The organism is Marivibrio halodurans, assembly GCF_017963645.1.
GTDB classification, from domain to species: Bacteria; Pseudomonadota; Alphaproteobacteria; order UBA8366; family Aestuariispiraceae; genus Marivibrio; species Marivibrio halodurans.
Window position 1 is genome coordinate 1 of sequence record NZ_JAGMWN010000012.1, and the last position, 14851, is coordinate 14851.

Sequence of the window (14851 nt, forward strand, 5' to 3'; positions counted from 1 at the left end):
TATTGCGTCGCGCTGTCCGTCGAGCCGTCGGCGTCCGACACCGTGTAGGTGAAGTTGTCCGGCAGATCCCCGCCCGAATGATCCTCGCTGGCGTCGGAGGTATAGCTCCACGTCCCGTCGCCATTGACCGTCAGCTCGCCATATTGCGTGTTCACCGTGTCACCGGCCGACGCCGACTGCTCGTCGCCATTCTCGTCCGTGTAGGTGAAGCTCACGACCTCGAGGCCACCATCGGCGCCCGCGTCGTCGTTATCCAGCACATTGCCGCCGACGCTGTTCGTGCCCTCGGCCACCGTGGCCCCGCCGTCGCCGGAATCCGGGCCGTCGTCGCGGGCGATCGGCTCGCCGCCATCCGTGATCTCGATCGCCTGCTGCGCCGTCGACGTGTCCCCGTCGCCGTCCGTGATCGTGTAGCTAAAGCCGTCGGTCGGATTGCCGTTGGAATTGTCGACATCCGCCACCGGCGTGAAGGACCAATCGCCGTTCGCCGAAACCGTCAACGAGCCGTACTGCGTCGTCACCGTCGACCCGGCGGCAGCCGTCTGCGCCTGACCGTTGGCATCGGTATAGCCGAAGCTCGTCAGCGTGGCGCCGTCCGGACCCTCGACGTCATTACCCATGACATTACCGGTGATCGGGCCCGTGCCCTCCGCCACCGACACCGTCGCGTCATCCACCGCGACCGGAACGCCGTCCGTCACCGTGATGTATTGCGTCGCGCTGTCCGTCGAGCCGTCGGCGTCCGACACCGTGTAGGTGAAGTTGTCCGGCAGATCCCCGCCCGAGTGATCCTCGCTGGCGTCGGAGGTATAGCTCCACGTCCCGTCGCCATTGACGGTCAGCTCGCCATATTGCGTGTTCACCGTATCCCCGGCCGACGCCGACTGCTCGTCGCCATTCTCGTCCGTGTAGGTGAAGCCCGTAACCGTCAGCCCGCCGTCGGCGCCGCCCTCGTCGTTCGTCAGGACATTGCCGCTCGTGCTGTTCGAGCCTTCCGCGACGCTCGCCCCGCCGTCGCCGGCACCCGGGCCGTCGTCGCGGGCGATCGGCTCGCCGCCATCCGTGATCTCGATCGCCTGCTGCGCCGTCGAGGTATCCCCGTCGCCGTCCGTGATCGTGTAGCTGAAGCCGTCGACAACGGCCCCGTTCGTGTTGTCCACGCTCGCGTTCGGCGTGAAGCTCCACGTCCCGTCCCCATTCACCGTCAGCGACCCGTTCGCCGTCGTCACCGTCGACCCGGCCGTCGCCGTCTGCGCCTGACCGTTCGCGTCCGTGTAGCCGAAGCTCGTCAGCGACGCCCCGTCCGCGCCCTCGACATCATTATCGAGAACATTGCCGTCGACGGTATTGCCGCCCTCAACGACGCTGACCGTCGCATCGTCGATCGCCTGCGGGACGTCGTCCACGACATCGACCGTGAAGCCCGCGACCGCCTCGCTGCCGTCGGTGTCGGTAACCTTCACCTCGAAGGGCAGATTCGTGATCGCGTTCTCACCCGCGCCGTCCGGATGGTCGATCCGCCCTTGAAGATCGAAGGTGAAGCCATATTGGCCGCCCGATTCACCGAGCGTCACCGTGAAGATCGTGTCGGAGCCGGCGGAGCCGGTGATCGTCTGGCCATCCGGCGAGACGCTATAGGTGAGCGGCACGCCACCGGAGGTCAGGTTGGCATCCTGCAGCCCCTGAGGCACCTGCAGAACCACGCCAGAGAGACCGTCCGTGCCGCCGTCGATGGTCAGGGATCCGGACACACTGGTGGCGTCGCTTCCGTCCGACCCGCTCGTCAGATCGTCCTCGTCGATCGTGAAGGCATCGCCCTGAGCGCCCAAACCACCCTCGACATCGACCGTCGGGCCGCGATCCGTGACCGCGATCGGTTGCACGGCCGTGTCGGTATCCCCGTCGCTGTCGGTGATGGTGTAGGAGAAGCTGTCCTCGAGATACGAAGCGGTACCGTGGTCCAGCCCACCATTGGCGGTGTAGCTCCAGGTTCCGTTCGCGTTGACGGTCAACGAGCCATATTGCGTATCGACCGAGCTGCCGGCGGCGGCGGTCTGTTGCTGGCCGTTTTGATCGGTATAGGTGAAGCTGGTGAGCGACGCGCCCTCGGCATCCGCCCCCAATTCATCATTGGCGAAGAGATTCACCGCGCCGTGCGAGGTGCCGATGGTAGCGCCGCCCTCGCCAACGAAGATCGGTGTTTCGGAGCGCGCGTTCGGCACATCGTCCACCACCTGGATATCGAGGTCGCCGCGCGCCTCGTCCCCATCCAGATCCGTCGCGACGACGGTGAGCGGGATATCGCTGATCGCGTTCTCGCCCGCACCCGCCGGGTGGTCGAGATTGCGGACCAGATCGAAGCTATAGGAATAGCCGCTGTTGGCGTCGCCCGTGATCGTCGCCGTGAAGACAGTCTGACCGTCGGCCGTCGCGGTCACGGTCAATCCATCGGAGGAAAGGCTGTAGCTCAACGCCTCCCCGCCCGAGGTCAATCCAGCGTTCGTGAGTTCCGTCGGGATCTCGAAGCGCACCGGGTCCGTCGCGGCGGGTCCATCGTCGCCGAAATCGATCTGAATCGCCTGGGTGAAGGACGACGCGCCGGTTCCATCCGTACCGGTCTCACCGTCCCCAACCTCGGAGCCGAGATCATCCTCATCCACGCTGCCGCCGCCGGGCTGGCCGAAGGGCTGCGAGGCGAAGCCGATCTGGGGACCGCCGTCGGTGATCGAGATCGCCTGAACGGCGCTCGCCGTATCGCCGTCGGAATCGGTCACCGTATAGCCGAAGCCGTCCTCCAGCGCGGTTGTCACATTGTCCAGATCATCCGTGACCGTATAGGTCCAGGACCCGTCGCCATTCACCGTGAGTTGGCCGTATTGCGTGTCGACCGTGGAGCCGGCGGCCACCGTCTGCTGCTGGCCGTTCTCGTCGGCATAGGTGAAGCTGGTAACCGTGCCTCCGTCGGCGCCGATCGCGTCGTTGAGGAGCACATTGCCACCAACGCCGCCCTCCGCCTCGGTCATGGAGATCGCCGGCTCGTCGTTCGCGACCGGCGCGTCGTCGACGATATCGACCGTGATGTCCGCGCGCGCGACCGACCCATCGCCGTCCGTCGCCACCAGGGTGAAGGGCAGGTTGGAGATGACATTCTCGCCCGCGCCCGTCGGGTGGTCGATCGGCTGGGAGAGGGTCGCGGTATAGCTGTAGCCGTTCGTCGGATCGCCATTGAGCGTGATCGACAGCACCTCGTCCCCACCGGCGGAACCGATGATCGACATGCCGTCGCCCGACAGCGCGAAGGTAATGGCCTGTCCGCCCGCGGTCAGACCGGCCGCGGTCAATGCGGCCGGAATCTCCAGCACCAGGGGCGCGTTCGCCGCCGGACCGTCATTGCCGAAATCGACCGCGATATCCTTGGTGACGAAAACGGCGTCGCTCTGATCGCTGCCGCCGGGCGACAGATCATCCTCGTCCAGCGCGATGTCGGACGTATCCGACAAGGGGTCGCCCGGGCCGCCGGGGAAGCCGAGCTCCGGCCCGCCATCGCCGATGGTGATGTCCTGCGTCGCGCTGGCGATATCGCCGTCACCGTCCGTGATCACATAGGTGAACGGATCGTGCATCCCATCGCCATCGACACTGGTATTCGTCGTATAGCTCCAATTGCCGTCGGCATGAACGGTCAAGGAACCATATTGCGTATCGACCGCCTGGCCGACCGTTCCGGTCTGCTGCTGGCCGTTCTCGTCGGTGTAGGTGAAGCTCGTGATCTCCGCCCCGTCGGCGCCGAGATCGTCATTGGCCAACAGATTCGGCGCGCCGTCATCGGTGCCGATGGTCTGCCCCCCTTCGGAGACGGTCAGGGTCTGCTCGTCCGCGGCCTGCGGCACGTCATCGACGACATCGACCGTGAAGGTCGCGCTGGCCGTGCTGCCGTCGGTGTCCGTGACCGCGACGCCAAAGGGAATGCCGGACAGAACATTCTCGCCCGCCGCGTTCGCGTGATCGAGCGCGCCTTCCAAGTTGAAGGTGAAACCGTACTGGCCGCCCGATTCCGTCAGATCGACCGTGAAGACCGTATCGCCGCCCGCGCCCGCGGTCGCCGTCAGGGTTTGGCCGTTATTGGACAGCGTGTAGACGAGCCCCTGCCCACCCGAGGTCAGGTTGAGATCCTGCAGCGCCTGCGGCACTTCCAGCGAGACCCCGCCGATCCCGTCGGCCCCGCCGTCGATGGTCAGCGAGCCGGAGACACTCGTCGAGTCCGATCCGTCCGTCCCGCCGGCGACATCATCCTCGTCCAGCGCGAAGGAATCGCCGCCGACGCCAAGGCCACCATCGACATCGATGCTCGGCCCCTCGTCGGTTAGCTGGATTCCCTGCGTCCCGGCGGAGGTATCGCCGTCGGCGTCGGTCACGGTATAGGTGAAGCTGTCGAACGGATGCGGCGTCACATCGTGGTTCGCCGCCTCGTCCGCGGTGTAGCTCCAGCTACCATCGGCATTGACGGTCAGCTTGCCATATTGGGTATCGGCCTCCTGGCCGACCGTTCCAGTCTGCTGCTGACCATTGTCGTCGGTGTAGGTGAAGCTGGTGATCTCGCCGCCATCGGCGCCCAGATTGTCGTTCGCCAACAGGTTCGGCGCGCCGAAATCGGTGCCGATGGAACCGCCGTCCTCGCTGACATTCAGGGACTGCTCGCCCGCGGCCAACGGCACGTCGTCGACGACCGAGACATCGAAGCTCGCCTGCGAGGTGCTGCCGTCGGAATCCGTGACGGTCACGTCGAACGGCAGGGTCAGGCTGTTTTGCGCCTGGCCGGCCGGATGGTCGATCGCCTTGGAAAGCGTGAAGTCGTAGCCGCTGTTATTCGCGTTGATCGTCGCCGTGAAGACGGTATCGCCGCCGGCCGAGCCGGTGATCGTCTTGCCGTCGCCCGACAGCGCATAGGTGATCTCCACCCCGTCGGAATAGAGCGTCGGCAACCCGACCGTGCCCGCGAAGGACACGTCCGTCACCGCGTCGGTGCCATGGGTTTGGGTGAACGTGCCGGAGACGGTCGTCGATTCGGGCGTGGCATCGCTGCCCGCGCTCAGGTCGTCCTCGTCCACCGTGGCATCGGTCGCGTCGATCTGCGCGGCATTGCCGTCCGTGATCTCGATCGCCTGTTCGGCCGTCGACGTATCCCCGTCGCCATCGGTGATCGTGTAGCTGAAGCCGTCGGTCGGATTGCCGTTGGAATTGTCGACATCCGACACCGGGGTGAAGGACCAAGTACCGTCGCCATTCACCGTCAAGGAGCCGTATTGGGTCGTCACCGTCGACCCGGCAGCGGCCGTCTGCGCCTGACCGTTGGCATCGGTATAGCCGAAGCTCGTCAGCGTGGCGCCATCCGGGCCCTCGCTGTCATTCGCCATCACGTCGCCGGTAATCGGGCCCGCGCCCTCCGCCACCGTGGCGGTCTCGTCGTTCACCGCGACCGGCACGCCGTCGGTCACCGTGATGTATTGCGTCGCGCTGTCCGTCGAGCCGTCGGCATCCGACACCGTGTAGGTGAAGTTGTCCGGCAGATCCCCGCCCGAATGATCCTCGCTGGCGTCGGAGGTATAGCTCCACGTCCCGTCGCCATTGACCGTCAGCTCGCCATATTGCGTGTTCACCGTGTCACCGGCCGACGCCGACTGCTCGTCCCCGTTCTCGTCCGTGTAGGTGAAGCTCACGACCTCGAGGCCACCATCGGCGCCCGCGTCGTCGTTATCCAGCACATTGCCGCCGACGCTGTTCGTGCCCTCGGCCACGCTGGCCCCGCCGTCGCCGGAATCCGGGCCGTCGTCGCGGGCGATCGGCTCGCCGCCGTCCGTGATCTCGATCGCCTGCTGCGCCGTCGACGTGTCGCCGTCGCCGTCCGTGATCGTGTAGCTGAAGCCGTCGGTCGGGTTGCCGTTGGAATTGTCGACATCCGCCACCGGCGTGAAGGACCAATCGCCGTTCGCCGAAACCGTCAACGAGCCGTACTGCGTCGTCACCGTCGACCCGGCGGCAGCCGTCTGCGCCTGACCGTTGGCATCGGTATAGCCGAAGCTCGTCAGCGTGGCGCCGTCCGGACCCTCGACGTCATTGCCCATGACATTACCGGTGATCGGGCCCGTGCCCTCCGCCACCGACACCGTCGCGTCATCCACCGCGACCGGAACGCCGTCGGTCACCGTGATGTATTGCGTCGCGCTGTCCGTCGACCCGTCCGCGTCCGACACCGTGTAGGTGAAGTTGTCCGGCAGATCCCCGCCCGAGTGATCCTCGCTGGCGTCGGAGGTATAGCTCCACGTCCCGTCGCCATTGACCGTCAGCTCGCCATATTGCGTGTTCACCGTGTCACCGGCCGACGCCGACTGCTCGTCCCCGTTCTCGTCCGTGTAGGTGAAGCTCACGACCTCGAGGCCACCATCGGCGCCCGCGTCGTCGTTATCCAGCACATTGCCGCCGACGCTGTTCGTGCCCTCGGCCACGCTGGCCCCGCCGTCGCCGGCCCCCGGGCCGTCGTCGCGGGCGATCGGCTCGCCGCCGTCCGTGATCTCGATCGGCTGCTGGGCGCTGGAAATATCGCCGTCGCCATCCGTGATCGTATAGGTAAAGCCCGTGGAGACCGGCCCGCCGCTCTGGTCGATGCCGTCGTTCGGGGTGAAGCTCCAATCCCCATTCGTGCCGACCGTGAGCGAGCCATATTGCGTGTCGACCGTGGAGCCGGCGGCCACCGTCTGCTGCTGGCCGTTCTCGTCGATATAGGTGAAGCTCGTCAGCGTGGCGCCGTCCGGGCCGCCATCGTCATTACCCATGACATTGCCGGTGGCGGCGGAGCCGCCCTCGACCACGGAGACGAGGGTGTCGTCCACCGCGACCGGAACCCCGTCCGTGACCGTGATATACTGCGTCGCGCTGGAGCTGTCGCCGTCCTGGTCGGCGATCATGTAGGTGAAGTTGTCCGGAAGCGCGCTGACGGCGGAATGATCCTCCGTCGCGTCCGGGACATAGCTCCAACTCCCGTTCGCATTGACGGTCAGCGAGCCGTACTGCGTATCGACCGCCTGGCCGATCGTTCCAGTCTGCTGAGCGCCGTTCTCGTCCGTATAGGTGAAGGAGGTGACGGTGACGCTGCCATCGCCGCCGGCATCGTCGTTATCCAGAACATTGCCGGAAATACCGGTCGCGCCCTCGACCACCGTGGCCCCGCCATCGCCGGCGCCGGGCCCGTCATCCTCGGCCACCGGGCCGGGGCCATCCGTAATTTCGATCGGCTGCTCCGCCGTCGAGGTGTCACCGTCGCCATCCGTGATGGTGTAGCTGAAGCCGTCCGCGACGGCCCCGTTCGTGTGATCGATGCCGGTATCGGGCGTGAAGCTCCAACTCCCGTTCGCATTGACGGTCAGCGAACCGTATTGCGTATCGACCGCCTGGCCGACCGTGCCGGTCTGCTGCTGGCCGTTCTCGTCCATATAGGTGAAGGAGGTGACCGTGGCGCCATCCGGGCCGGCATCGTCATTGCCCATGACATTACCGGTGATCGGGCCCGCGCCCTCGACCGCCGTGGCGGTCGGATCGTCCACCGCGAGCGGCACGCCGTCCGTCACCGTGATGTACTGCGTCGCCGTATCGGTCGAGCCGTCGGAATCCGACACCGTGTAGGTGAAATTGTCCGGCAGATCGCCGCCCGAATGATCCTCCGACGCATCCGACACATAGGTCCACGTGCCGTTCGCATTGACCGTCAGCGAGCCATATTGCGTATCGACGGTGGAGCCGGCCGCCGCCGTCGCCGTCGCGCCGCTTTCCGTCGTGTAGGTGAATTCGGTGACCGACAGCCCGCCATCCGGGCCGGCGCTGTCGTTCGTCAGCACATTGCCGTCGATCGAGTTGACGCCCTCGGCCACCGACTGGCCGCCATCGCCCGCACCAGGCCCGTCGTCATTCGCGGTCGGCACGCCGACATCGGTGATCAGGATCGGCTGCGTCGCGGAAGAGGAATCGCCGTCGCCGTCCGTGATCGTGTAGGTGAACCCGTCCGGAACCGGCCCGCCGCTATTGTCGACGGTGGCATCCGGCGTATAGCTCCAGGTGCCGTTGGCATTGACCGTGAGCTGGCCGTTCTGCGTCGTCACCGTCTGTCCGGCCAGCGCGACCTGGATGCCGCCGCCCGGCGCGGTATAGGAGAAGAAGGTGAGCGAGGCGCCGTCCGGTCCCTGCACGTCGTTGGACATGACATTGCCGGAAATGGCCGCACCGCCTTCCGCGACGGAAACCGCCGAATCGTCGATCGCGGTCGGCACGCCGTCGGAAACGCCGATGAACTGCGTCGCGCTATCGGACAGACCGGCGCTGTTGGTCGCGGTATAGGTGAAGGTTTCCGTAAGGCTCGTGCCCGCGGAATGGTTCTCGCTCGGGTCGGAAGTATAGCTCCAGGTGCCGTTGCCGTTCACGGTCAACTGGCCATAACGGGTATCGACCGGCACGCCGGGCGTTCCGGTCTGAACCGCGCCATTCTCGCCCACATAGGTGAAGGAGGTCACGGAAACCGTGCCCGACCCGGCCGAATCATTCGCCAGGACATTGCCGGAAACCGAATTGCCGCCTTCCGCGACACTCGCGCCGCCGGCGGTCAGCGCCGGCCCGTCATCCAGGGCGTTCGGCGGCGCCGGCAGGGGCGGCGTCGTCGGCACCGCCGGCGGGTTCGGCAGAGGCGTCGGACCCGCCGTCGTGATCGGCGGCGGGGTCGTGATCGGCGGCGGGGTAATGCCCCCGGACGGCGGGTTGGAGATCGTCGAGGGGCCCGAGCCCCCCCCCGAGGACGTGGATGGCAGCGCACCCGAGCCCGTCGTGCCGCCGCGCGAGGTATCGCCCCCGATGCCCTCGCTGCCCGGGCTGGATTCCCCCGACCCGTTGCCGTAGTTGGTCACCGGGCCGACATTCGATTGACCGGAGGCCGTATTGGTATCGGCCAGCGCATCGGCCAGCGCGTCGATGTTGGAGCCCATGTCGATGAGCTCCTGCGACGACATCAGGCTTCCATCCGGCAGCAGCAGGATCGGCGGCGCGTCGGAGAAGGCCGCGTCGACGAGCGAGCCCATGATGATCTGGCCGCCGTCGGAGAAGCTCAGGATGATGTTGTTGTCGGTCTGGATGACCTCGACTTCCTCGAGGTCGAAATTGAGTCGCAGCGGCTGGCCCGGCTCGATCAGCATCTCGACGGAGACGCCGGCATCCGGACGCTCGACGTCGATCGCGCGACCCTCCAGCTCGGGATCGCTGGCGGCGATCTCGAAGGGGTTGGTATTGTTCGTGTTCTGCTCCGCCTGGGCATCCTGGATGGCGGAGTCGGGAGTCAAAAGAAGCGGGGGATTCGCCGTGAAGCCACCCGGCTCCGTCGATGTCAGCACGACCTGTCCGCCGCCCGGGAAGGTAAGCGTGATCGCATCCGGCGTGCTGGAGATCGTCGCCTCGCCCGCGTCGAAGTCGAGGCGCAGGGCCTGACCCGGCGCGATCGGCACCTCCTCGCTGCCGCCGCCGAGCGGCGCGGCGATCGAGATCGCGGTGCCCGCGGCCTCGCTGCTTTCCGGGATGTAGTCGAACGCGTCATCCGCCCCGTTCTGGTATCCGAGGCTCGGAATCTGACCGTCAACCGCCATGGCTCTCGTCCTTGCGCTTCCGGGTCGCTGCGCCTCCCGTCCCTTCCCGAACGATCGGCCGACCCATGAAAGTCCGTTCACGGCGTTCCCGCCGCCTGCCCGACCGCCCCAACGGCGGCCGGGGAATACCTTGGACACACGTCTCCCAAGGTCATCCAACCATACAATATGCCGGACACGCCCTCGATTTCCACAAAAACATGTTAAAATATATATCTTATTTATATAAAATGCAGTATTTTATGGTTTATCCATTCTTCCCAAAGACATATGCTATTCTACCGGCCGTGCCTCCCTCCGGATTCCGAGCATCCGCCGGCATGCTCGGGCCCGTGCCATAGCCGGACCGTCCCTTGGCGCGAGGTGGTCATCCGGCATGCCGCGACGTCGTACCGGCGCGGCTTTATATGTTCCGGCCTCCCGACACCCGCGATACCCGCCCCCTCCAATGTTCCCAATCGATGTTCCTAACCGATATCCCGAACCGCCGCGTAAGGCGCGCCGGATTGCCGGACGCGGACGCGGACGCGGACGCGCAAGGGCCGGATAGGCTTATATCAAATCTTGTTGATCATGCCCCATGCGGACGTCCCTCCCGGGTTCTCGGCCAGGGGCGCGTGCCGTGGCGATGCGGGACATCGCGAGGCACGGGTGACGCCGTCGGAGGGCGTTAGCGCGGCTTGACGATGCCCCGCATCGCCTGCGCCACCCTTCCTGCCCGCCTCCGTCCGTTCAGGGGAAAGCCGAACGCGATCCGCATGGGCGTGACCAACAAGATTTGGATTAGTCGGAGAAGAAGCCGTAGGGCACGGCCGGCGCCCGGCGCCCGGCGCCATCATTGGACACCGATCGGTCGGGCCGGGCGGCCGGCGCATCCGCCGATCGCACCGCCTCGCTCGCGGATGCTCCATTGGAAGGGGAGTCAACATGGAGCTGCGCGCGCGGCGCCTTGCTGGGCGTGCCCGGGGCGCCCATACCCCATGTGCCCACTGGATCCCGGGCGCTGTCGTCATTCAGGTCGGACACCGGCGGGGCGGACTGCCCGCCGAGCGACGTGAAATGCGCCGAGCGATCCTCCTCCCCGCCGCCGTTCGGGACAGGGCCCGCGGCCGCGTTCGCTTCCCGGGTCTCCTCGCTGACACGACGGATCGGCGCGATCTCCGGGAACCCATCGTCGTTCCGCGCACTCGGGTCCAACGGAGCGCTCGGATCCAGGGGCGCATTGGGGTCCAGCGGAGCGCTGGGGTCCAGTGGGGCGCTGGGGTCCAAGGGGGCATTGGGGTCGAGAGACGCGCCACCATCGGGTTCGGTATAGACCGACGGCGCTGGCAAGCCGTCCCCCGTCCCCGGCATCATGGTCGGATCGCCTTCTCCACCCTGCCCAACACCGCCCTCGCTCGGCGGTGCCGTCAATTGGCGTTCGAGGTCGATCTGATCCGGCGGCGTGGGGTCGAGTTCGGAACGCGCGGCGCCAAGCTGCGGCACATCCAAGGCGGCCAGCAGAATACCGCCGGTCGCGAGAATACGATACACGGAGAAAAGTTCCGTGAATTCCGAGCTCACCAAATTACCGCGCGCCAGGAAGTACTCGTTCTCCGCATCGAGCAATTCAAGCAGATTACGGCCGCCGAGATCGAACTGCTGACGATAAGTCTGCCGCACGCGGTCGTTCGCCTCGACCTCGCGACGCTGCGCGCGCAATCGGTCGCGCGCGGCGGTCAGGGCGTTCCAGGCGAGGCGCATTTCCTCCTCGGTCAGGCGCATGGCGCGATTGTGCCGCTGACGCGCCTCGGCGATCCGATGAATAAGCTCCTGGCGCCGATTGATATCCTGCCCGCCACGATAGAAATTATAGCGCAGGCGAAGCAAGGCAGACGCGCCGTAATCGGTGCCACGCGCGGCCTCCTGATTGCGCGCCGTGTCGGTCGTCATCTCCAGATCGACGGTCGGATAAAAAGCGCTCTTGCTCGTCTTGTATTCCTCCCGCGCCGTGTCGACATCGGCGCGGGTCACCGCGATCGTGGGATTGTTGCGCAACGCGATCTCGACCGCGCCGTCCAGGCTCTTCGGCAAGGACCAGAGCGGTGGCTGCGGGCGATAAAGCTCCCCCGGACTCTCACCGATAATCCGGACATAGGTGGCGTCCGCGTCGCGCAGCCGGGCCTCGGCCTCGGTCAAGGTCGATTCCGCCGCGGCAAGGCGCGACTGCGCCTGCTGGATATCCGCGACCGTCGCGGCACCGCCGGCCGCCTTGGCCTCGACGAGTTCCAGCGTCTGCTCATGGCTGCGGACATTATCCTCGGCGATCGCCACCAGCTCGCGTTGGCGCAAGGACTCCAGATAAGCCTCGATCGCGTCGAGGCCGACGAACTCCGACGTCTCCCGAACCCGCCGCGCGGCGGAGACCACGCGGCTTTCCTGCCGCGAGACATCGGCGTCCGTGGCGAAGCCGTCGAATAGCGGCTGCACCAGGCTGACGCTGGCGTCATAGACCGGCATGCCGACATGATCGGAATCCCCGCCGGCCTTTTCACGATTGCGGGTCGAATTGTCCTTGGTCAGCTCATAGCCGGAAGAGGCGGAAAAATCGATGGTGGGATAGTACCCACCCTCGGCCTGTTCGAGTTCATACTCGACCGCGCGCTTGTTCTCCGCGACGATGCCGACATCCGGGTTGGTCTGAAGCGCGCTGCGCACCGCGTCCGTCAACTCGACCGCGCCAGCCGGCATGACCACCGGGATCGCGGCCAACACGGTGCCCGCCAGCAGCGCGCGCAGAAGCAACGGCCGTCGTGGCTGCCTCGCCCTCACGGGCTGCGCCTCCTTCTGGCTGTTCCCCCGCATATACCGCCCTTCGTTCACGGACCGCCGGACCCATCCTTGCACCGAATAGGCGAAGCCCCGTTCCGCATTTCTCCGAGACCCTCGGAAAGCGCAGCCAAGGACTCCTCGCTACAGAACGGGTATCCACCCTCTATCAAAGACTAGATATAGTATAGAATACCATATCTTTGCCAGAGAAAACCGTCCCGATAAGATGGCATTCGGCCTGATTTCACCGAAATCGTCCGCCGCCCCGCGATCCGGGAAGCGCTGGCCGCCCGCGCGAGGCGCTTGCGTCAAATACATGATGACACTACGGTTTCCGTCGGGAGTAGGGGAAACGTGCCGTCGCGACGGCTGGCCGGCCGCCCGAACAGGGCGGGACGGCGCACGGACGGTCAGGTGGGGTACGTCGATTTATTGGGGGCAGGGCCGCCTGTGACGCAGTATGAATCCGACATCCGTGATTTTCCCGGGAGGCGCGAAACGCGCGCCCTGCATGAAAATTCGGGCCCGGCATGCCCTTACCGGACATCGATTCAGCGGACGGAGGCCGCATGACGGACGCGGCGCCGGTTCTGGAGGTCGAGGACCTGCACAAGAGCTTCGGCGAGATCGAGGTTCTCAAGGGCATTTCCCTGACCGCCAATCGAGGCGACGTCATCGCGATGCTCGGCTCCTCGGGCTCCGGCAAGAGCACCTTTCTGCGCTGCCTCAATCTTCTTGAGACACCGAACTCCGGCAAGGTCTCGGTCCAGGGCGAAACCATCCGTATGGGCTTGAAGCGGGGATTGCCCGCCGCCACCGACCGGCGTCAGGTGGAACGTATCCGCACACGCCTCGCCATGGTCTTCCAGGGCTTCAATCTCTGGTCCCACATGACGGTCCTGGAAAATGTCGTCGAGGCGCCGATCCATGTGTTGGGCCTGGGCCGCGCCGAGGCGATGGAGCGCGCCGAAACGCTGCTTAACAAGGTCGGCATCTGGGAACGTCGCGATTATTACCCGGCGCATATGTCCGGCGGTCAGCAGCAGCGCGCGGCGATCGCGCGCGCGCTCGCGATGAATCCGGACGTGCTGCTGTTCGACGAGCCGACCTCCGCGCTCGATCCTGAACTGGTGGGGGAGGTCCTGACGGTCATGCGCGATCTGGCGGAGGAAGGGCGCACGATGATCGTCGTCACGCATGAGATGGGATTCGCCCGCGACGTGGCCTCCGAGGTCGTGTTCCTGCATCAGGGCCAGATCGAGGAACAGGGTCCGCCCGGGCAGGTCTTCAAGAACCCGCGATCCGACCGATTCAGGCAGTTCCTGGCCCGAACCCGGGAATAGGGTCCGGCATACCGGCCCCACGAGACGATCGCGAGAAAAGCGGGAGCGAGCGGGGCGGCAGATGCATTCAACCGACGGGTCGCGCGGCGGACGGGATGGACGGCCGGCGACCCGGCAAAACAGGGAGCACGAGAAAACGATGCGGTTTACGAGACTAACGGCCACGATCGCCGCGGGCGCTTTCGCCCTCGGCCTCGGCATGGGCGCGGCGAGCGCCGAAGACACGCTGCGGATCGGCGTCGAGGGCGCCTATCCCCCCTTCTCCTGGACCGAAGCCGACGGCACCCTCAAGGGCTTCGACATCGATATCGCCCGCGCGCTGTGCGAGCAGATGGGCCGCGACTGCGAATTGGTGCCCCAGGATTGGGACGGCATCATTCCGGCGCTGCTGGCGAAGAAGTACGATGCCATCGTCGCCTCCATGTCGATCACGGAAGAGCGCAAGAAGCGCGTCAACTTCACGGACAAGTACTACAACACCCCGGCCAAGTTCGTCGCGCCGGCCGACGCCGATTTCGAGGCGACGACGGAAGGCCTGGACGGCAAGGTCGTCGGCGTCCAGCGCGGCACGATCCACCAGTGCTATATGGAGAAGGCGTTCCCGGACGTCGAACTGGCGCTTTACGCCACGCAGGAAGAGGTCTTCCTCGACCTCGCCTCGGGCCGCATCGACGCGCAGATTTCCGACTCGATCCAGGCGAAGGAAGGCTTCCTCGACAAGGAGGAAGGCGAGGGCTTCGCCTTCCTCGGCGATGATCAGTTCGATCTGGAGTGTCATGGCGAGGGCGCCGGCATCGCGGTGCGCAAGGAGGACGACGACCTCCGCGTCGCCTTCAACGACGCGATCAAGGCCCTGCGAGAAAACGGCACCTATGCCGAAATCAACGACAAGTATTTCGAGTTCGACGTCTACGGCGCCGAGCCCGGATCCTGATCGTCCGGCCGTTTAACGGCCGTGGCGCGGCCCGCCGGACGGTTCCTTATGGGACCGCCCGGCGGCCTCGCCGCCACGAGATCCACCCT

Annotated in this window: 4 protein-coding genes; 2 read left to right on the forward strand and 2 right to left on the reverse strand. The window is 66.0% G+C overall.

Annotated features, from left to right (window positions below):
* Both KAJ83_RS17605 and KAJ83_RS17610 read right to left on the reverse strand, forming a co-directional pair.
* Positions 1–9674, reverse strand: a 9674-nt coding sequence (locus KAJ83_RS17605; RefSeq protein ID WP_210683432.1) for a T1SS-143 repeat domain-containing protein, incomplete at its 3' end; no start/stop codon positions are given.
* A gap of 783 nt (positions 9675–10457) precedes the next feature.
* A complete protein-coding gene (locus tag KAJ83_RS17610) occupies positions 10458–12485 on the reverse strand; it encodes a TolC family outer membrane protein (RefSeq protein WP_210683433.1) in 2028 nt (675 codons plus the stop codon).
* A gap of 569 nt (positions 12486–13054) precedes the next feature.
* Between KAJ83_RS17610 and KAJ83_RS17615 the strand changes: the two genes are divergently transcribed.
* Together KAJ83_RS17615 and KAJ83_RS17620 are read left to right on the forward strand one after the other, a co-directional pair.
* Complete coding sequence (locus KAJ83_RS17615) at positions 13055–13828, forward strand: ABC transporter ATP-binding protein (protein ID WP_210683434.1); 774 nt, start codon at positions 13055–13057, stop codon at positions 13826–13828.
* Positions 13829–13967: 139 nt separating this feature from the next.
* On the forward strand, positions 13968–14762 hold the full coding sequence (locus tag KAJ83_RS17620; protein ID WP_210683435.1) for an ABC transporter substrate-binding protein: 795 nt from the start codon (positions 13968–13970) through the stop codon (positions 14760–14762).
* The last annotated feature ends 89 nt before the right edge of the window (positions 14763–14851 follow it).

Excerpts from the sequence above, each read along its gene's own strand:
- KAJ83_RS17615 (WP_210683434.1), top strand. The coding sequence starts at position 13,055 with ATGACGGACGCGGCGCCGGTTCTGGAGGTCGAGGACCTGCACAAGAGC.
- KAJ83_RS17620 (WP_210683435.1), top strand. The coding sequence starts at position 13,968 with ATGCGGTTTACGAGACTAACGGCCACGATCGCCGCGGGCGCTTTCGCC.